This is a genomic window from Streptomyces sp. SudanB52_2052 (assembly GCF_964272415.1).
Taxonomy (GTDB): Bacteria; Actinomycetota; Actinomycetes; order Streptomycetales; family Streptomycetaceae; genus Streptomyces; species Streptomyces olindensis.
Genome location: NZ_OZ186796.1, coordinates 8,288,747 through 8,308,004, shown reverse-complemented (window position 1 = coordinate 8,308,004; position 19,258 = coordinate 8,288,747). Strand labels below are relative to the sequence as shown.

Genomic DNA, 19,258 nt, shown 5'->3' with positions numbered 1-19,258 from the left:
CATGAGTACGGGCACCACGACCGGCACCGGCGCCGAGGTGGAACTCGCCATCGGCGGCATGACCTGCGCCTCCTGCGCGGCGCGCATCGAGAAGAAGCTCAACCGCATGGACGGGGTCACCGCCACCGTCAACTACGCCACCGAGAAGGCGAAGGTCAGCTACTCGGGCGAGGTCTCCGTCCGGGACCTGATCGCCACCGTCGAGGCGACCGGGTACACCGCGCAGGAGCCCGCCCCGCCCGAGGGGCCCGGTGAGCCGGCCGCCGAGGCCGACGAACTGCGGCCGCTGCGCGAGCGGCTGGTCACGGCCGTGGTGCTGGCGGTCCCCGTCGTGGCCATGGCCATGATCCCGGCGCTCCAGTTCGAGTACTGGCAGTGGCTGTCGCTCACCCTGGCCGCCCCCGTCGTGACGTACGCAGCGTGGCCCTTCCACAAGGCGGCCTTCGTCAACGCCCGGCACGGCGCGGCCACCATGGACACGCTGATCTCGGTCGGCACCTCGGCCGCGTTCCTGTGGTCGCTGTGGGCGCTGTTCTTCGGCACCGCGGGCACCCCGGGCATGACGCACCCCTTCGAGCTGACCATCGAGCGCACGGACGGTGCCGGGAACATCTACCTGGAGGCCGCGGCGGGCGTCACGGCCTTCATCCTGGCCGGGCGGTACTTCGAGGCCCGCGCCAAGCGCAAGGCCGGTGCGGCGCTGCGGGCGCTGCTGGAACTGGGCGCCAAGGACGTCACCGTGCTGCGGGACGACGGCCGGGAACAGACCGTGCCGGTGGGCGAGTTGCGGGTCGGGGACCGTTTCCTGGTCCGGCCCGGGGAGAAGATCGCCACCGACGGGACGGTCGTCGAGGGTTCCTCGGCGGTGGACGCCTCGATGCTCACCGGTGAGTCGGTACCGGTGGAGGTCGGCGCGGGGGACCCGGTCACCGGCGCCACGATCAACGTCGGCGGGCGGCTCGTCGTGCGCGCCACGCGGGTCGGCGCCGACACGCAGTTGGCCCGGATGGCGAAGCTGGTGGAGGACGCGCAGAACGGCAAGGCCGCCGCGCAGCGCCTCGCGGACCGCATCTCGGCGGTGTTCGTGCCGGTCGTGATCGCCCTGGCGCTGGGCACGCTGGGCTTCTGGCTCGGCAACGGCGTCGGTCTGACGGCCGCCTTCACCGCCGCGGTCGCCGTCCTCGTCATCGCCTGCCCGTGCGCCCTGGGCCTCGCCACCCCGACCGCGCTGATGGTCGGCACCGGGCGGGGTGCCCAGCTGGGCATCCTCATCAAGGGGCCGGAGGTGCTGGAGTCCACCCGCCGCGTCGACACCGTCGTCCTCGACAAGACCGGCACCGTCACCACCGGCCGGATGACGCTGCTGGCCGTGCACACCGCCGACGGCACCGACGAGGCCGAGGTGCTGCGGCTGGCCGGGGCGCTGGAGCACTCCTCCGAGCACCCGATCGCCCGGGCCGTCGCCGACGGAGCCCTGGCGAAGCTGGGCGGGCTGCCCACGCCCGAGGACTTCGCCAACGTGCCCGGGCTCGGCGTCCAGGGCGTCGTCGAGGGCCACGCCGTGCTCGTCGGGCGGGAGCGGCTGCTGGCCGAATGGGCGATGGAGCTGCCGGAGGGCCTGGCCCGGGCGCGGGCGGCGGCCGAGGACGCCGGTCGCACCGCCATCACGGTCGCCTGGGACGGCGAGGCGCGGGCGGTGCTGGAGGTCGCCGACGCGGTGAAGGACACGAGCGCGGAGGCGGTCGGGCGGCTGCGTGCGCTGGGGCTCACGCCGATCCTGCTGACCGGCGACAACAGGGCCGTCGCCGAGTCCGTCGCCCGCGAGGTGGGCATCGAGGAGGTCATCGCCGAGGTGCTCCCGCAGGACAAGGTCGAGGTCGTCAAGCGGCTGCAGGCCGAGGGCCGTTCGGTCGCCATGGTCGGCGACGGGGTCAACGACGCGGCGGCCCTCGCCCAGGCCGACCTCGGTCTGGCGATGGGCACGGGCACGGACGCCGCGATCGAGGCCGGCGACCTGACCCTCGTCCGGGGCGACCTGCGGGCCGCGGCGGACGCCATCCGGCTCGCCCGCCGCACCCTCGGCACCATCCGCTCCAATCTGTTCTGGGCCTTCGCCTACAACGTGGCGGCCCTGCCGCTGGCCGCGGCCGGCCTGCTCACCCCGATGATCGCCGGGGCGGCGATGGCCTTCTCCTCGGTCTTCGTGGTCGGCAACTCCCTGCGGCTGCGCACCTTCCGGGCCGCGAGCTGACGCGGAGGCCGGTCAACGGCGGCGCCACACCAGCGTGTAGCGCCAGAACAGACGTCGGCGCAGGCGCGCACCGGGCAGGACGGTGCGCGCCTCGCTGGCGATCTCGGCGAAGGTCAGGTCCGCCGGCCGGGTGGGGGCGGACAGCGAGACGGGGCGCGGTGCCCGGCGGCCCCGGTTCCTCAGCAGCGCCATGACGATGTTGAGCGGGACCGACGCGAGGCCCAGCAGGTGGTCGACCGGCGTCCGCGCCCGGTGCAGACCGACGACCACCAGGGTGCCGCCGGGGGCCAGCCGGTCGCGGAAGGCCTCCAGGGCCTCGGTGAGCGGCAGGTGGTGCAGGGTGGCGACGCAGGTGATGACGTCGTGGGACCGGTCGGGCAGCCCGGCCGGCGCGTCGGCCACCGTGTACGTCACCGGGGCCGTCGTGGGGGTCAGTTCGCGGGCCCGGGCCGTGATCGCGGGGTCCGCGTCGATCCCGTGCACCCGCCCGGCCCGGCCGGCCAGCAGCCGGGCGAGGTCGCCGCTGCCGCACCCCACGTCCAGGGCGCTCCCCACCCGCGCGGGGAGCTGCCGCAGGATCCAGGGGTGGAAGAGGGCGTTGTGGTCCCATGGGCGGGCGGCGTGGAAGCGGTCCAGGGCGCGCAGGATGCGGTGGGGCGGGGGCGTCATGCCCTCAGTTCAGCAGACGGGTCGGACACCCTCCGCTCTGCGGTCCAGGAGGGAGCGGTGGATCTCGCCCGCGCGGATCGCCGTCGTCGACAGCAGCGTCGAGGTGAGGCCGTGCGTGTGTTCCGTGCCGCCCTGGAGGTAGATGCCGGCCGTCACGTCCGGGGCGGTCTCGGCGCGGTGGTCGCGGCCGACGCGGATCGCGTCCTCGTCGTCGCGCAGGCAGACCTTGGCCGCCTCGCCGAGCAGGGTGGTGAGGTCCCGGGGCCGGTAGCCGGTCGCGTGGACGAGCAGGTCGGCCTCCAGGGCCCGTTGCTCCCCGGTGGGGAGGAACTCCACGACGACGTCCAGCGAGCCGTCGGCGCGCGAGCGGACGTCCCGTATCCGGGAGACGTTGAGGAAGCGCAGCCGCTCCCGGCCGGTGACCTTCTCCTGGTAGGAGGTCGCGTACAGGGCCTCGATGAGGTCCATGTCGACGACGGAGTAGTTGGTGGAACGGTGGTAGTCGAAGAGGGACTGCTTGACCTCGGAGGGCGCGGTGAAGTACACGTCCACCGCCTCCGGGTCGAAGATGCGGTTGGCGAACGGGCTGTCGTCGGCCGGGGTGTAGCCGTACTTGGCGAAGACCGAGCAGACCTCGGCCTCGGGGAAGGAGCGGTGCAGGTAGTCGACCGTCTCGGCGGCGCTCTGCCCCGCCCCCAGGACGACGGCCCGGCGCACCGGCGTGCGCCGGTCGAGCAGTTCGGTGACGCGGGGCAGTAACTGGCTGTTGTGCCAGACGCGTTCGGAGAGTTCGACGCCGGGCGGCACATGCGGTTCCAGGCCGACGGCGACGCTCAGGTCCCGGGCGCGGTACGTCTCCCCGGAGGTGCCGCAGACCACGTCGAATCCCGTCACGGTGCCCGACTCGTCGCGCACCGGGTCGACGGCGGTCACCTCCCGGTCGTAGGCCACCAGGTGCCCTACGCGTGCGGCGGCCCACTCGAAGTACTCGTGGAACTCCACCCGTAGCGGGAAGAGCGTCTTCTGGTTCAGGAAGTCGACGAGCCGGCCGCGTTCGCGCAGGAAGCACAGGAAGCTGTAGTCGCTGGCCGGGTCGCGCAGGGTGACGAGGTCCTTGAGGAAGGACACCTGCATCGTGGCGTCGTCGATGAGCATGCCCCGGTGCCAGCCGAAGCGCGGTTGGCGTTCCAGGAAGAGAGCGTTGAGCCGGTGCTCCGGCGCAGCACCCGCGTTGTGTTCCTCGATCGCTATGGCCAGGGCCAGATTTGACGGCCCGAAGCCGATTCCGAGGACGTCGTAGGTGGTGTCCGTGGTGTCCGATCCCGTGAGCGGTGAGTTCACCGTGGCATCGCCTCCCTCAGGCAGCCACATGTTAGATAAGGTTAGCCTTACCTTGCAATGGAGCCGCCGGAGAGGGAGAACCGCATGCGCGTCGCCATGTTCGGCTACCAGACCTGGGGCCACCGCACGCTCCAGGCCCTGCTGGACTCCGACCACGAGGTCACCCTCGTCGTCACCCACCCCAAGAGCGACCACGCCTACGAGAAGATCTGGGACGACTCCGTCGCCGAACTCGCCGAGAAACACGACGTCCCCGTCCTCCTGCGCAACCGTCCCGACGACCCCGAACTCCTCGACGCCCTGCGGGCGGCGCGGCCGGACCTCATCGTCGCCAACAACTGGCGCACCTGGCTGCCCCGGAGGTGTTCGACCTCCCGCCGCACGGCACCCTCAACATCCACGACTCGCTGCTGCCGTCGTACGCCGGTTTCTCGCCGATCATCTGGGCACTCATCAACGGCGAGGAGCGCGTCGGCGTCACCGCGCACCGCATGAACGGCGAACTCGACGCCGGCGACGTCCTCGTGCAGCGCGCGGTGCCGGTCGGGCCGGCCGACACCGCGACCGACCTGTTCCACCGGACCGTCGACCTCATCACCCCGATCGTGCGCGAGTCCCTCGACCTCATCGCCACGGGCCGGGACGCCGGGCAGTGGCAGCCGCAGGACCGCTCCCGGGCGAGCTTCTTCCACAAGCGCTCCGCGGAGGACAGCCGGATCGACTGGACCTGGCCGGCGGAGCGCCTGGAACGGCTCGTGCGCGCGCAGTCGGATCCCTATCCGAACGCGTACACCTTCCACCGCGGGGAGCGACTCAGGATCATCTCGGCCGCCGTGTCCGAGGGGCACTACGGCGGCACACCCGGGCGGATCTTCATCCGCGAGGGCGACGGCGTGGTCATCGTGGCCGGCCCCGAGGCGCACACCGGCCGCTGCCCGGGGCTCGTCATCCGGCGGCTGCGCACGGACGACGACACGGAGTACGCCGCGACCGACTACTTCCGCACGATGGGCGGCTACCTGACGGCGCGTCCGTGACTGACGCTCCGTCAAGTCATCATGAGCGGGCGGAGATTGTCCGGAAACCGTTGCTGAGGTAAGCCTTACCTTGCTTTACTGACGGCCGTACGAATCCTGCCTGAACCCCGGCGACAAGGGACGCGCATGCCGAGAAAGCTCCTCACCACCCTTCTCACCGTCACCCTGGCCGCCGGGTTGGCAGCCTGCGGCTCCGTCAAGGACGACTCCGACGCCCCCTCCGACGACACGAAGGCGGACGCCTCGTCCGCCTTCCCCGTCACCATCAAGCACAAGTTCGGCAGCACGAAGATCACCGAGGAACCGAAGCGGGTCGTGGTGATCGGCGACGGCGGCACGGACGACGTCGACGCGCTGTACGCCCTCGGGGTCACGCCGGTCGCCGTCTCCAAGGACGCCTTCGCGGCCGACGGCGTCCACCCCTGGCTGAAGGACCGGGTCGACACCAAGAAGACCAAGCTCCTCGACACCATGAACGGGGTCGACTTCGAGGAGGTCGCCGCCCTCCGGCCCGACCTGATCCTGGCCACCTCCGACTTCACCCTGGAGAAGAACTACCAGAAGCTCTCGGCGGTGGCGCCGACCATCGGCTACGAGACGGCGTGGGGCAAGCAGACCTGGCAGGAGCACGTCCAGGTGGTGGCGAAGGCCGTCGGCCGACAGGAGCAGGCCGCGAAGGCCATCGAGGACACCGAGGACAGCATCGCCGAGGTGAGGACCAAGCACCCGGGGCTGAAGGGCAAGACCTACAGCCTGTCCATCGGCAACACCCCGGCCAAGATCTTCACCATCGCCTCGGAGGACGACTTCGCGGCGAAGCTGATGAGCGAGGTCGGGCTGGGCCTGACCCCGTCGGTGAAGAACATCAAGACGGTCAGCGGCAGCCCCACCGGCGAGCTGTCCTTCGAGCAGCTCGACAAGCTCGACGCGGACCTGGTCGTGATCGCGTTCACCACGCCGCAGCTGAAGAAGGCCTTCGAGTCCAGCGCGCTGGTGAAGAACATGTCCGCGGTGAAGGAGGACCGCTACGTCGTGACCGACGTGGCGACCATCAGCCAGCTCCGCAGCCCGTCCGTGCTGGGCATCCCGTGGGCGCTGGACAACCTGGAGGCCGGGTTCGCCAAGCTGGACAAGTAGTCCCGGCCTGGACCTTCGAGGTGGAACGGAGAGGCGGGGCGCGTGACGCGCCCCGCCTCTCCGGCGTCCGTCAGCTGTCGCGCAGGGCCGAGTCGACCTCCTCCGCCGACATGTCCTCGATCTCCAGGTGGAGCGCGGCGACCTGCTCCAGCCGTCCCGGGGTGTGCTCCTCGGCGGCCAGCCGCTTGGCCATGCCGCCCGCCGTGAGAGTGGCGAACAGGGCCCGCACCGACACCTCGGAGGTGTCGAGGGCCTCCCGCAGCCGGCTCACGATCACGGTGGCGAGCACCGAGTCGCCGCCGAGCGCGAAGAACGCGTCGTCCAGGCCGACCCGTTCGACGCCGAGGACGTCGGCCCACACGCGGGAGACGACCGTCTCGAGGGCACTGCCGGGCGTCCGCTGCTCCCCCTCCCCCGGCTCCCGCGTCTCCCACAGCGCGCCGACGGCGCGGCGGTCGAGTTTGCCGTTGGCGGTGAGCGGCAGCTCCGCGGCGACGGCGACGCGGGCCGGGACCATGTGGGGCGGCAGCACCGAACGCGTCCACTGCCGCAGTTCCTCCTCCGTCGTCCCTGGCTCGGCGGCCACCGCGGCCGCCAGCTGCACGCCGGGGCCGCCGGTCAGACCGGCGACGGCGCGCCGCACCGCCGGATGCCCGGCGAGCCCCGCCTCGACCTCGCCGAGTTCGATGCGGAAACCGCGCACCTTCACCTGGTGGTCGCGCCGGCCGAGGAACTCCAGCGTGCCGTCGGGCCAGTAGCGGGCGAGGTCGCCGGTGCGGTACCAGCGCACGCCGCCGGCCTCGGTGAACCTCTCGGCCGTGCGCTCCGGATCGGCCCGGTAGCCGAGGGCCACACCGTCCCCGCCGATCCACAGCTCGCCCGGCACCCAGTCCGGGCAGTCCCGGCCGCGCGGGTCGACGACCCGGCAGCGGACGTTGCGCAGCGGGGTGCCGTACGGCACGGCCCGCCAGTGCGCGGGCACCCGGGCGTCCGGCACCTCGCACACGGTGGAGTGGATCGCGGTCTCGGTGGTGCCGCCGAGGCCGGCGAACCGGCAGCCCGGTGCCCGTTCGGCGAGCCGTCCGGGCAGGTCGGTGCCGACCCAGTCCCCGCCGAGCAGCACCGCGCGCAGACCGGCCAGTTCGCCGGGCCCGGTGGCGAGCAGCAGCATGTCCAGCAGCGGCGGGACGCAGTTGACGAGCGTCACCCGGTGCCTGCGCACCAGCTCCGCCCACGGCCGGGCCTCGCGCCGGTCCGCCTCGTCGACCAGCACCACCGCGCCGCCCGCGCTCAGCAGTCCGAACACGTCGTAGACGGAGAGGTCGAAGTCCAGTGCGGACAGGGCGAGGCAGCGGTCCGACGGGCCCACGGCGAAGCGGTCGTCGAGGTCGTCGACGGTGTTCATGGCGGCCCGGTGCGGCACCTCCACGCCCTTGGGCTCCCCGGTGGAGCCGGAGGTGAACAGGACGTAGGCGACCTGTTCCTCGTCGACCGGCCGGGGCGCGGGCAGCGGGGCGTGCCGGATCGCCTCCTGGACCGGGAGGCCGCCCTCGACGGTACGGCCGTCGGTGAGGGTGACGCGGAAGCCGGCGGTGGCGCGGATGCGGTCGCGGCGGGCGGGCGGCTGCTCGACGCCGACCGGGACGTACGCGGCGCCCGCGGCCAGCACGCCGAGGACGGCGGTGATCTGGTCGGGTCCCTTGGGGAGGCTGACCGCGACGGTGTCCCCAGGCTTCACGCCCCGGTCCGCCAGCGCCCCGGCGCACCGCAGGGCCCGGTCGGCCAGCTCACCGTAGGTGAGGGCGCCTTCGGTGCCCCACAGCAGGGCCGGAGCTTCGGGCCATTCGGCCGCGTGGGCGAAGAAGCCGTCGTGGAGGAGCCGGTGGCTGCGCGGCCCGTCGGTGGTGTTCACCGCCTCGCGGACCGCCGACTGTTCCGCGGACAGCAGGGCGGGCACCGGCCGGTCCCAGACCTCGTCCTCGGTGCCGAGCCGGGTGACCAGGCCGTGGAACGCGGCGAACATCGCGTCGACCAGTCCGGCGGGGAAGGCGTCCTCGCGCACGTCCCAGTTGACGAGCAGCCCTCCGTCGACCTCGGTGACCTGGGCGTCGAGCAGAACCTGCGGGCCCTGCGAGATGATCCACACCGGCTGCCCGAAGGAGTCCCGCACTCCTTGGTCGAACAGCTCGCCGAGGTTGAGGGCGCTGGTGAACACCACGGGGGCGAGGACCTGTTCGCCGTGGTGCCGGGTGAGGTCGCGCAGTACCTCCACGCCGGAGTAGTCGGCGTGGGCGGCGTCGGTGTGCATGCGGTCCTGGAGCCGCCGGGCGTGCTCGGTGAACGTCGCCGGCTCGGCCAGGTCGACGTCGAGCAGCACCGAGCTGGTGAAGTCGCCGACGAGCAGGTCGGTGTCGGGGTGGGAGCCGCGGCGGTCGAACATGGGGACGTTCAGCAGGAAGCGGGGCTGACCGCTGTGGGCGGCCAGCACCTCGGAGAAGGCGGTCGCGACGGCCATCGCGGGGGTCAGCCCGTGCTGGTGGGCCCGGGCGGCCAGGCGCCGCTTCTCCTCCGGCGGCAGCCAGTGGTGCCGCCGCGTGACGCGGGTGGGGTCGGCCCGCTCCGCCTCGGGGACCAGGGGCAGGTCGGGCGCGCTGGGCAGCTCGGGGACCCGGCGCTGCCACCAGGCCCGCGCCTGCTCGCGGCTCAGCCGTCGCACCTCCTTGCGTTCCGCCAGGTAGGCCGGGTAGCTGGTGCGGATCGGGGGCAGCGCGGCGTCGGGGTCGCGGTAGAGCCGGGCGAGGTCGGAGAGCAGGACGCGGTAGCTGAGGGCGTCCGCGGCGAGCATGTCGACGTCCACGTGGAGCCGGCTGCGGTCGTCGGGCAGCAGGGAGAGCTGCACGGAGAACACCTCGCCGGCCCCCACGTCGAGCCGGGCGTGCGAGGAGGAGTGCCGGACGTCCTCCAGTTTGGCCGCGGCCGTCTCGGGATCGAGGGCGCGCAGGTCGTTGACGGCCGTGGCCGGGCGGGTGAGTTCGGGCAGGATCCGCTGGCGGCCGTCGTCGCCGAAGCGGGCCCGGAGCATGCCGTGCCTCCGGACGAGGGCCCGTACGGCCGTGTCGAGCCGGTCCGGGTCGACGCCCGAGCCGTCGAACTCGACGTACAGGTGCGCGGCGACGGAGCCGAGGGTGGTGTCGTCGCCGCGGCCGATCCAGTAGGCGTGCTGCATCACGGCGAGCGGGAAGGGCTCGCCGGTCTCGGGGACCGGGGCCTCGACGGCCGGCTCGGCGGGAGCGGGGGCGGGGGCCTGGGCCGGGGCCCGGGACGCGAGCAGGGCGCGCCACGCGCGCAGGGTGGGTTCCTGGGCCAGTTCGGCGAAGCCGACCTTGACGCCCTGCTTGCGCCAGGAGCCGGCGATCCTCATCAGCGTGATCGAGTCCAGGCCCCAGGCGATGAGGCTGTCGTCCTCGCCCGGCGGGGTGTCCGGGCCGAATGTGTCGGTGACCGTACGGAGCAGCTCGTCCGCGGTCGGGGGGTGCTGCGTCACCGGTTCCTCCGCTGTCGCTCAGAAGCCATCGTTGTCGTCGAAGTCGTCGAAGTCGTCGCTGTCGTGGTCGAAGTCGAAGGCGCTCTCGAAGTCCTCGATGTCGTCCTGGGTCAGGGACACCAAGGGCAGGTCGACGGGGTGAGTCCGCCCGCACGAGCGTCCTCGGCGTGCCGCACCAGGCCGCGCAGGGCCCGCTCCCACAGCGCGAGCAGGGCTGCGGTCTCGGAGGGTGCGAGGAAGGCCCGCGGGGCGGACGCGGAGACGTGCAGCCGGACGCCGCCGCTCTCCTCGACGGCGACGGTGTTGATCTCCAGCCCGGCGGCGGGCCGCGCGCCGTCCGGCGGCACGCGGAGCATCGGAGCCTCGGGGGCGAGTTCCCAGGGCTCGTCGCCGGAGGCGGACGCGGTGAAACGGCCGAGGTAGTTGAAGACGATCTGCGGATGCGGGCGCTTGTCCAGTTCGGCGGCGGTGTCGGGGTTGAGGTGCCGAAGCAGGCCGTAGCCGAGGCCGTGGTCCGGTACGGCGCGCAACTGTTCCTTGACGCGTTTCAGGGCCGTGCCCGCGGCCGGGCCGCCGGACAGGGCCTCGTCGAGGTCGACCGGGCCGGGGTCGAGGGCTACGGGGTGGAACGTGGTGAACCAGCCCACCGTGGCGGAGAGATCGACGTTCTCGGCGATGCCCTCCTCGCGTCCGTGGCCCTCCAGTCCCACGAGGAGCGAGCGGCCGGCGAGGTCCCCGCGCTCCTCCCGCCGGACGGCCACGGCGATCGTGAGGGCGCTCAGCAGGACGTCGGGGACGGCGGCCCGGTACGCGGCGGGCACCGTCGTCAGCAGCGGGACGGTGACGTCCTCGGGGAGCACGAGCGTCTCCTCCCGCACGGTCGCCGCGGTGTCGCGGACGGGGTCCGGGGCCCGGTCCAGCAGGGGCCGCGCCCGCTCCAGCGTCTCGGTCCAATAGGGCAGTTCGCGCAGGCGTTCCGTCGAGCGGGCCTCCTCGGCCAGGAGGTGGCTCCAGCGGCGGAACGAGGGGCCGGTGCGGCGCGGGCGCGGGGTCTGTCCGGACCGCAGGGCCTGCCACGCGTCGGCCAGCCCGGAGAGGACGATCCGCCACGACACGCCGTCGACGACGAGGTGGTGGGCGACCAGGAGCAGCCGGTCGGTACCGCACAGGACCGCCCGGAGCATGCGCCCGGCGCGGGGGTCGAGGCGGGCCGCCGCGTCCTTCACGTGCCGGTCGAGGTCCGGCCCTTGGGCGCGGGTCAGCAGGTCGCGCGCCCGTACGGTGCCCTCGGCGGGGACCACCAGGTGGCTGCCGTCGTCGGTCAGGCGGGCGCGCAGCATGTCGTGCCGGTCCAGGAGCACCTGCAGCGCGGCGGCGGCGTCGTCCTCGCTCAGGTCCGGGGGCGTCACCAGCAGGACCGCCTGGGCGAGGCCGCCGTAGGAGCCGTCGGGGCCGGCCGTCCACCGCATGACGGGGGTGAGCGGCACCTCGCCCACGGGATCGTCGGCCTGATGCTCCGTCCCGGCGGAGCCGGTCGCGGCGGCGGCCGCCGCCAGCCCGGCCGGGGTGGGGGACTGGAAGACCTGCCGGGGGCTGAGGGCCAGGCCCGCCTTGCGGGCCAGGGTGACGAGCCGGATGGAGACGATGCTGTCGCCGCCCAGCTCGAAGAAGTTGTCGTCGACACCGACCCGCGCGAGCCCGAGGACGGTGGCGAACAGCGCGCAGAGCCGCCGCTCGCGTTCGTCGGCGGGCTCCCGGGCGGGGCCGGAGCCGGTGGCGGTTTCGGGGGCGGGCAGGCCGGCCCGGTTCACCTTGCCGGAGGGCAGCAGCGGGAAGGCGTCCAGGACGGTCAGGGTGCGCGGCACCATGTGCTCGGGCAACCGCTCCTGGAGCCAGTCCCGCAGCGCGGGCAGGGTCCGGGGGTCCGCCAGGCAGTATCCGGCGAGTTGCCTGACGCCCGGGGCGTCCTCGCGGACGACGACCACGCCGCGCCGGACGCCCGGGTGCTGCTCGAGGATCGCCTCGATCTCCTCCAGCTCGACGCGCATGCCGCGGATCTTCACCTGGTTGTCGGCGCGGCCGAGGAACTCCAGGGTGCCGTCGCGCTGCCAGCGGACCAGGTCGCCGGTGCGGTAGAGGCGTTCACCGGGCGGGCCGAACGGGTCGGCGACGAAGTGGTCGGCGGTGCGGCGCGGGTCGTTGACGTAGCCGCGGCCGAGGTAGACCCCGCCCGCGTACAGCTCGCCCGGCACGCCGACCGGGACGGGCTGGAGCCGGTCGTCCAGGACGTAGAGCCGGGTGTTGGAGTTGGGCCGGCCGATGGAGACGGCGCTGCGGATCGCCCCCGTGCGGTAGACGACGTGGCTGACGCCGATGGTGGCCTCGGCCGGTCCGTAGCCGTGGTACATCACGGCCTCGCTCGCGGCGCGGAAGCGGGCGAACAGTTCCGGGGTGAGCACCTCGCCGCCGCACCACACGTGCCGCAGCGAGGCCGCGCGGCGGGCGAAGCCGTCCAGTTCGAGGAGCAGGTCGAGCATCGAGGAGACCAGGTAGGTGAAGGTCACCCGGTGCCGTTCGACAGTGTCGAGGAGGTAGTCGACGTCCCGTTCGCCGCCGGGTTCGGCGATCACCACGCGGCCGCCGTTGACCAGCGGCAGGAAGATCTCGTTGATGGAGATGTCGAAGCCGAGCGGCGCCTTGAACAGGGCCGCGTCGTCGGTGCCGAAGCCGAGCAGGCCGCGCTGCCACAACAGCCGGTGCGCGATGGCCCGGTGGCGGATCATCGCGCCCTTGGGGACGCCGGTCGAGCCGGAGGTGTAGATGACGTAGGCGAGGCCTTCCGGGTCGACGTCCACCGGCGGCCTCTCGGCGGTGGGGCCGTCCAGGGCGACCTCGACGACGTGCGGCGCGTCCTCCCCCAGGAGGCCGTCGTCACCGGGCCGGCCGAGTACGGCGGTCAGGGCCGCGCCGCGGCACACCTCGGCGATGCGCCGGGCCGGCCAGGACGGCTCCAGCGGGACGAAGGCCCCGCCCGCCTTCAGCACGGCGAGCAGCCCGACGACCATCTCCGCGGACCTCTCCAGGTGGATGCCGACGCGGTGCTCCGGGCCCACCCCGAGGGACATGAGCCGCCGTGCGAGGCCGTTGGCGCGGGCGTCGAGCTCGCCGTAGGTGAGGGCCGGGCCGCCGGGGACGCCGTACTCGACGGCCACCAGGTGCGGGGTCTTCGCGGCCTGTTCCTCCACCAGGGCGGTGAGCGTGGTGGCCGGCACGGTGCGCGCGGTGTCGTTCCACTCCCCCAGCAGCAGGTCCCGCTCGCGCGGCGTGAGGACGTCGGCGGCCGTCACCGGGCGGTCGGGGTGCCGGGCCAGCTCGCCGGCCAGGCGGACGAGGCGCTCGGTCATCTCCCGCGCGGTGTCCCGGTCGTACAGGTCGCGGCTGTACACCAGGGTGCCGTCGATGCCGCCGGCGTCGGACCGCTCGAACACGTGGAAGGCCAGGTCGGTCTTGGCGGTGTAGAAGGGGACGCGTCGCTCGGTCAGGGTGAGACCGGCGAAGTCCCGGCGGTCGGCCGGGGCCTGCTGGTGGGCCAGCATCACCTGGAACAGCGGGTGCCGGCCCATCGAGCGGGTGGGCGCGAGCGCGTCCACCAGCCGTTCGAAGGGCAGGTCCTGGTGGGCGAAGGCGTCCACGTCGGCCTCGCGCACCCGGGCGAGCAGCGTGCGGAACGTCGGGGCGCCCGAGACGTCGGTGCGCAGCACGAGGGTGTTGACGAACAGGCCCACGAGGTCGTCCAGGACGGGGTCGCCGCGCCCGGCCACCGGGGTGCCCAGGGGGATGTCGTCGCCGGCGCCGAGCCGGCCGAGGAGGACGGCGAGGGTGGCCTGGAGGGCCATGAAGACGGTGCCGCCTGCCTCGGCGGACAGGTCCCGCAGCGCCCGGTGAGTCTCCGGATCGAGGGTGAAGTCCACGGCCCCGGCCCGGTAACCGGGCACGGGTGGGCGGGGCCGGTCGACGGGCAGCTGGAGTTCCTCGGGCAGCCCGTCCAGGCGCCGCGCCCAGTGGCGCACCTCCTCGGCGGTGTACTCCTCGTCGAGGAGGTCCCGCTGCCACAGGGTGTGGTCGGCGTACTGCACGGCGAGCGGCGGCCACGCGGGGGGTGTGCCGCGCAGTCGGGCGGTGTAGGCGGTCTCCAGGTCGCGCAGCAGCGGTTCGGCCGACCAGCCGTCGGTGGCGATGTGGTGGACGAGCAGGAGCAGGACGTGGTCGTCGGGGGCGAGGGCGTACAGGGTGGCGCGGACGGGGATCTCGCGGTCCAGGGCGAAGGAGTGGGCGGCGGCCTCGCTCAGCAGCGCGTCGAGGTCGTCGGCGGACGCGGTGACGGTCTCGAAGGGGACGGCGGTGTCCGTGCGGATCTCCTGCCGGGGGACGCCGTCGTCGTCGGGGAAGACGGTGCGCAGTGCCTCGTGCCGGTCCACGACGTCCTGGAGCGCCGCGCCCAGGGCCTCGGGATCGAGCGGTCCGCCGAGGCGGACGGCGGTGGGGATGTTGTAGGTGGGGGTCGGCCCCTCCAGCCGGTACAGGAACCACAACCGGGCCTGCGCGAAGGACAGCGGCACGGGGTCGGGGCGCCGGGCCGGGACCAGCGGGGGCCGCCGCTGGGCGGGCGTCTCCAGCAGGGGTGCGAGGGCGGCCGCGGTGGGCGTGTCGAAGACGGCCCGCAGCGGCAGGGCGACGCCCAGTTCCGCGCGGACGCGGGCGACGAGCCGGGTGGCGAGGAGGGAGTGGCCGCCGAGCGCGAAGAACGCGTCGTGGACGCCCACGGACGGCAGTCCGAGCAGGTCCGCGAAGAGGCGGCACAGGGTCGCCTCGGCCTCGGTGCGGGGCGCGTCGGCGGTGGTGAGCGCGGACAGGTCGGGGTCGGGCAGGGCGGCGCGGTCGAGTTTGCCGTTGGGGGTGAGCGGCAGGGCGTCCAGCACGACGACGGCGGAGGGCACCTGGTGGCCGGGCAGGGTGCCGGCCAGGTTCCGCCGGAGCTGCTGCGGCTCCGGGCGGGCGCCGGGGTGCGGGACGACGTAGGCGACCAGCCGCGGATCGCCGTGGGTGTCCTGACGTACCGTCACCGCGGCCTGGGACACCCCGGGCAGGGCGGCCGCCGCGGCCTCCGTCTCGCCCGGCTCGACCCGGAAGCCGCGGATCTTCACCTGGTCGTCGGCCCGGCCCAGGAACTCCAGCGCCCCGTGGGCGGTCCAGCGCACGATGTCGCCGGTGCGGTAGAGGCGGGCGCCCGGCGGGCCGTAGGGGTCGGCGACGAAGCGTCCGGCGGTCAGGGCGGGCCGGCCGAGGTAGCCCCGGGCGAGCTGGCTCCCGCCGAGGTACAGCTCCCCCGGGACGCCCGGCGGCACCGGGCGCAGGGACGCGTCCAGCACGAGGGTGCGGGTGTTCCACACCGGGCGTCCGATCGGCACGGAGCCCGACGCGGAGCGGGTGCCGTCGGCGCACGGCCACGCGGTCACGTCCACGGCCGCCTCGGTCGGGCCGTAGAGGTTGTGCAGTGCGGTGCCGTCCAGCAGGCGGGTGCAGCGTTCGGCGAGGTCCGCCGGCAGGGCCTCGCCGCTGCACACGATCCGGCGCAGAACGCCCCGGGCCCGCTCGGCGGCCGGGTCGTCGAGGAAGACCCGCAGCATCGACGGGACGAAGTGGGCGGTGGTGACGCGCTGTTCGCGGATCAGCTCGGCGAGGTGGGCGGGGTCGCGATGCCCGCCGGGGCGGGCGAGGACCAGTGCCGCTCCGGTGATCAGCGGCAGGAAGAACTCCCAGACGGAGACGTCGAAGCTCGCCGGGGTCTTCTGGAGCACCCGGTCCCCGGGCCCGACGCGGTAGGTGTCCGCCATCCACAGCAGCCGGTTGACGATCGCCGCGTGCGGGACGACGACGCCCTTGGGGCGGCCCGTGGAGCCGGAGGTGAAGATGACGTACGCGGGGTGCTCGGGGCGCAGCGGCGCGAGGCGTTCCCCGTCGGAGAGGGCGGCGGGGTCCAGGGCCGCCAGGCGCTCGCGCAGGGCGGGGTCGTCGAGCAGGAGCGTCGGTGCCGCCGAGGCGGGGACCTTGTCCGCGGCGGCACCGGAGGTCAGGACGAGCGCCGGGGCGGCGTCCTCGATCATCACGGCGAGCCGTTCGGCGGGGTAGCCGGTGTCCAGCGGGACGTAGGCGGCGCCCGCCTGGAGTATCGCGAGCAGCGCCACGACCAGGTCGGGTCCCCGGTCGAGGGCCACGGCCACGCGTTGCTCCGGGCCGACGCCGTGACGGACCAGCAGGCGGGCCAGGCGGGCCGCGCGGGCGTGCAGTCCGGCGTAGCCGAGGGTGAGGTCCTCGAAGGTGAGCGCCGGCGCGTCGGGGGTGCGGGCCGCCTGCTCGGCGAGCAGGTCGGCCAGGGTGGTGCCGGGGACCGGGTGGGCGGTGGTGTTCCACTCGCCCAGGACCTGGTGTTCCTCGGACGCGGACATCAACGGCAGCCGTGACACGGGCTGTTCGGGGTCGGCCAGTCCGGCGGCGAGCAGCGTCTCCAGCCGGGCCAGCAGCCGGTCGACGGTCTCCGGGGTGAACAGGCCGCTGCGGTAGGTGGCCTCGATGCGCAGCCGCCCGTCGGTGAGGAAGGCCTCCAGGGACAGGTCGAACTGGGTGGTGTCGTTGTGGACGGTCTCCCATTCGGCGCTCACCCCCGGCAGCCGGGGTCCTTGGAGCCCCTGGGTGAGGAAGAGCAGCATGACGTCGAACCAGACGGCCCGGCCCGGGTGCCGCTCCGGCCGCAGCCGCTCCACGAGCAGGTCGAACGGCATGTCCTGGTGGGCGTAGGCGTCGGTGCACAGCCGGCGTACGCGTTCGACGAGTTCGGCGGTGCCGGGGTCGCCGTCGAGGTCGGCGCGCAGGGCCAGGGTGTTGCCGAAGTTGCCGATGAGCCGGTCGAGTCCGGGCAGGTCGCGGTTCATCACGGCCGAGCCGATGGGGACGTCGGTGGCTCCGGTGATGCGGTGGAGCAGCGCGGCCAGGCCCGCGAACAGCACCATGAACGGGGTGGCGCCCGCGGTGCGGGCGAAGGCGGTGAGCCGGTCGGTGACCTCGGGCGCGAAGGTACGGAAGCGGCGGTCGCCGTGCGCGGTGGGCTGGGGCGTGCGGGGTGCGTCGGTGGGCAGGTCCAGGGGGCGGGGTGGCGGGACCAGGGCGGTGCGCCAGTGGTCGAGGTGGCCGGCCAGCCGTTCGTCGGTGAAGGTGGTGCGCTGCCAGAGGGCGAAGTCGGCGTACTGCGCGGGCAGGGGTTCGAGCCCGGCGTCCGCTCCGGTGGCGGCGGCCCGGTAGAGGGCGCTCAGATCGCGGGACAGGGCGTTGAAGGTGCCGCCGTCCCAGGCGATGTGGTGCACCGTCAGCACGAGGGTGTGGTCCTGGTCGGCGCGCCGGACGAGCAGGGCCCGCAGGGGGTGGTCGGCGGCCAGGTCGAAGGGGGTCGCGGACGCGGCTCGGGCGAGTTCGGCGGCGCACCGGTCCTGTTCGTCCGCCGGGTGCCCGCGCAGGTCGGTCTTCTCGAAGGCCAACTCGGCTCGCTCGTCGACCACTTGGTGAGGGGTTCCGTCGTCGGCCGTGGGGTAGCGGGTGCGCAGCACCTCGTGCCGGGTGAGCAGCCCGGCCAGGGCGGTGCGCAGCGCGTCCGCGTCGAGGGGGCCGCGCAGCCGGATGGCCAGGCACACGTTGTAGGCGGGGCTGGCCGGGTCGAGCTGCTGGAGCAGCCACATGCGGGACTGGGCGTACGACAGCGGCAGCGTGGCCGTGTCCGCGGCCCGGGGCGGGATCCGTTCGGCCCGGGCGGGGGTGTGGGCGAGGCCCGCGCTCTCCAGCCTGCGGCGCAGCAGTTCCCGCTTGCGTGCCGCGAGGTCGCCGGGCCGGTCCGCCTGGGTCTCGGTCACTGGTGTCCGCCTTTCAGCAGCCGTTCGAGGGAAGCGGTCCACAGCTCGCCCAGCCGCTCGATCCGCGCCTGGGTGAAGAGCCGTTGTGGCCAGTGCCAGCACGCCGTGAGGACCGGGCCGCCGGGGTCCTTCCCCTCGTCGATCACCGCGTCGACGACCAAGGGGTAGAGGGCCGGTGCCCCGGGGTCGGCCCACGCGCCCAGGGCCCCGGTCTCGGGGGCGCTGGTGAACGCGGCGTCCTCCGCCTGCTCCCCGAGGGTCATGCGGCCCAGGTAGTTGACCGCGATCTGGGGCTCCGGGAGCCGGGCGAGGACGGCGGCCGTGTCCGGGTTGAGGTGCCGCAGCAGGCCGTGCCCGATGCCCCTGTCCGGCAGGGCGGCGAGCTGCTCCCGGACGCGCCGCAGCTGCTCCGCGGGGGCCGCGCCGCCGGGGTCGAGGCGGACCGGGAAGACACTGGTGAACAGGCCGAGGGTGCCCGACAGGTCGGCGCCCGGCAGGAGGTTCTCCTCGCGGCCGTGGCCCTCCAGGGCGATCAGCACGGAGTCGTCCGGGCCGGGCCGGCCGAGTTCGCGTCGCCACACCGGCACGGCGAGCGCCAGCGCGGTCAGCAGGACGTCCCGCACGGAGTGGGCGGTGAGGAGTGCGGTGAGGTCCGGGCCGAGCGCCGTCCAGTGGTGGCGCACGGTGGCGTGGGTGTCCCGGGCGGGGTCCAGCGCTCCGGCTCCCAGGGCCGGCTCCGGCCGGTCCGCCACCGCCGTCCAGTGGGCGAGTTCGGCCGTGCGGCGTTCCGACACGGCCTCGGAGCGCAGCGCCCGGGCCCACTCGCGGAAGGTGGTGCCCGGCGGCGGGAGCGGTGTGCCGTGCCAGGCCGCGGCGAGGTCGGCGGTGAGGACGCCCCAGGAGGCCGCATCGGTGACCAGGTGGTGCAGGACGGCCAGCAGCCGGCCCTCGCGGTCCGGTCCGGTGTCGAACCACAGGAACCGCGCCACCGTCCCGGCGGCGGGGTCGAGTTCGGCGGCCAGGTCCTCGAAGGCGCCGGGTACGAGGGTGGCGATCGTCGCGTGGTCCAGCGATGCGGCGTCGGTGCGGCGTACGCGGTCGGCGGCGCGGGCGGTGCCCGCCGGAGCCACCCGCAGGCGCAGGGTGCCGTCCTCGTCGCGGGTGAGCGTGGAGCGCAGCAGGTCGTGCCGGTCGAGGACCGTCTGGACCGTGCGGTGCAGCCCGTCGAGCTCCATGCCGGGCGGGGTGCGCAGGAAGCGGGCCTGGCTGAGTGTGCGGAAGGTGCCGCCCTGGGCGACGAGCCGGGTGAGCATGGGCGTGA

General features: G+C 74.0%; 7 protein-coding genes and 1 pseudogene. 3 read left to right on the top strand and 5 right to left on the bottom strand.

Annotation, left to right across the window (positions count from 1 at the left end; genetic code table 11):
- Position 1 precedes the first annotated feature (1 nt).
- Complete coding sequence (locus ACSUPV_RS37355) at positions 2-2,251, top strand: heavy metal translocating P-type ATPase (RefSeq protein WP_436949473.1); 2,250 nt, start codon at positions 2-4, stop codon at positions 2,249-2,251.
- Between the two features lie 12 nt (positions 2,252-2,263).
- Here ACSUPV_RS37355 and ACSUPV_RS37350 read toward each other — a convergent pair whose 3' ends face one another.
- The gene (locus ACSUPV_RS37350) at positions 2,264-2,920 is read right to left on the bottom strand and encodes a class I SAM-dependent methyltransferase (protein ID WP_436949472.1); all 657 of its coding nucleotides are present in this window, start codon (positions 2,918-2,920) and stop codon (positions 2,264-2,266) included.
- A gap of 9 nt (positions 2,921-2,929) precedes the next feature.
- Positions 2,930-4,261 carry a lysine N(6)-hydroxylase/L-ornithine N(5)-oxygenase family protein gene (locus ACSUPV_RS37345; RefSeq protein ID WP_436949471.1) on the bottom strand — a complete coding sequence of 444 codons (1,332 nt, stop codon included), beginning with the start codon at positions 4,259-4,261 and terminating at the stop codon, positions 2,930-2,932.
- 84 nt (positions 4,262-4,345) lie between these two features.
- On the opposite strand from ACSUPV_RS37345, the pseudogene ACSUPV_RS37340 reads away from it, so the two are divergent.
- Both ACSUPV_RS37340 and ACSUPV_RS37335 read left to right on the top strand, forming a co-directional pair.
- Positions 4,346-5,298 (top strand): annotated as a pseudogene (locus ACSUPV_RS37340) (methionyl-tRNA formyltransferase).
- A 126-nt stretch (positions 5,299-5,424) separates the two neighbouring features.
- Positions 5,425-6,435 carry an iron-siderophore ABC transporter substrate-binding protein gene (locus ACSUPV_RS37335; RefSeq protein WP_031120701.1) on the top strand — a complete coding sequence of 337 codons (1,011 nt, stop codon included), beginning with the start codon at positions 5,425-5,427 and terminating at the stop codon, positions 6,433-6,435.
- 70 nt (positions 6,436-6,505) lie between these two features.
- Here the strand turns inward: ACSUPV_RS37335 and ACSUPV_RS37330 are convergent, their stop codons facing one another.
- The 3 genes from ACSUPV_RS37330 to ACSUPV_RS37320 all read right to left on the bottom strand — a co-directional run bounded on the left by ACSUPV_RS37330 (position 6,506) and on the right by ACSUPV_RS37320 (position 19,250).
- Positions 6,506-9,979 carry an amino acid adenylation domain-containing protein gene (locus ACSUPV_RS37330; RefSeq protein ID WP_436949470.1) on the bottom strand — a complete coding sequence of 1,158 codons (3,474 nt, stop codon included), beginning with the start codon at positions 9,977-9,979 and terminating at the stop codon, positions 6,506-6,508.
- A gap of 110 nt (positions 9,980-10,089) precedes the next feature.
- Complete coding sequence (locus ACSUPV_RS37325) at positions 10,090-17,937, bottom strand: amino acid adenylation domain-containing protein (protein WP_436949469.1); 7,848 nt, start codon at positions 17,935-17,937, stop codon at positions 10,090-10,092.
- Positions 17,934-19,250 carry a condensation domain-containing protein gene (locus tag ACSUPV_RS37320; protein ID WP_436949979.1) on the bottom strand — a complete coding sequence of 439 codons (1,317 nt, stop codon included), beginning with the start codon at positions 19,248-19,250 and terminating at the stop codon, positions 17,934-17,936. Before ACSUPV_RS37320 ends, ACSUPV_RS37325 begins: the two co-directional genes overlap by 4 nt.
- Between the last annotated feature and the right edge of the window lie 8 nt (positions 19,251-19,258).

Bases quoted from the DNA above. Each gene is read 5' to 3' on its own strand.
- ACSUPV_RS37355 (WP_436949473.1), top strand. From the start codon at position 2: ATGAGTACGGGCACCACGACCGGCACCGGCGCCGAGGTGGAACTCGCC.
- ACSUPV_RS37350 (WP_436949472.1), bottom strand. From the start codon at position 2,920: ATGACGCCCCCGCCCCACCGCATCCTGCGCGCCCTGGACCGCTTCCAC.
- ACSUPV_RS37335 (WP_031120701.1), top strand. From the start codon at position 5,425: ATGCCGAGAAAGCTCCTCACCACCCTTCTCACCGTCACCCTGGCCGCC.
- ACSUPV_RS37320 (WP_436949979.1), bottom strand. From the start codon at position 19,250: ATGCTCACCCGGCTCGTCGCCCAGGGCGGCACCTTCCGCACACTCAGC.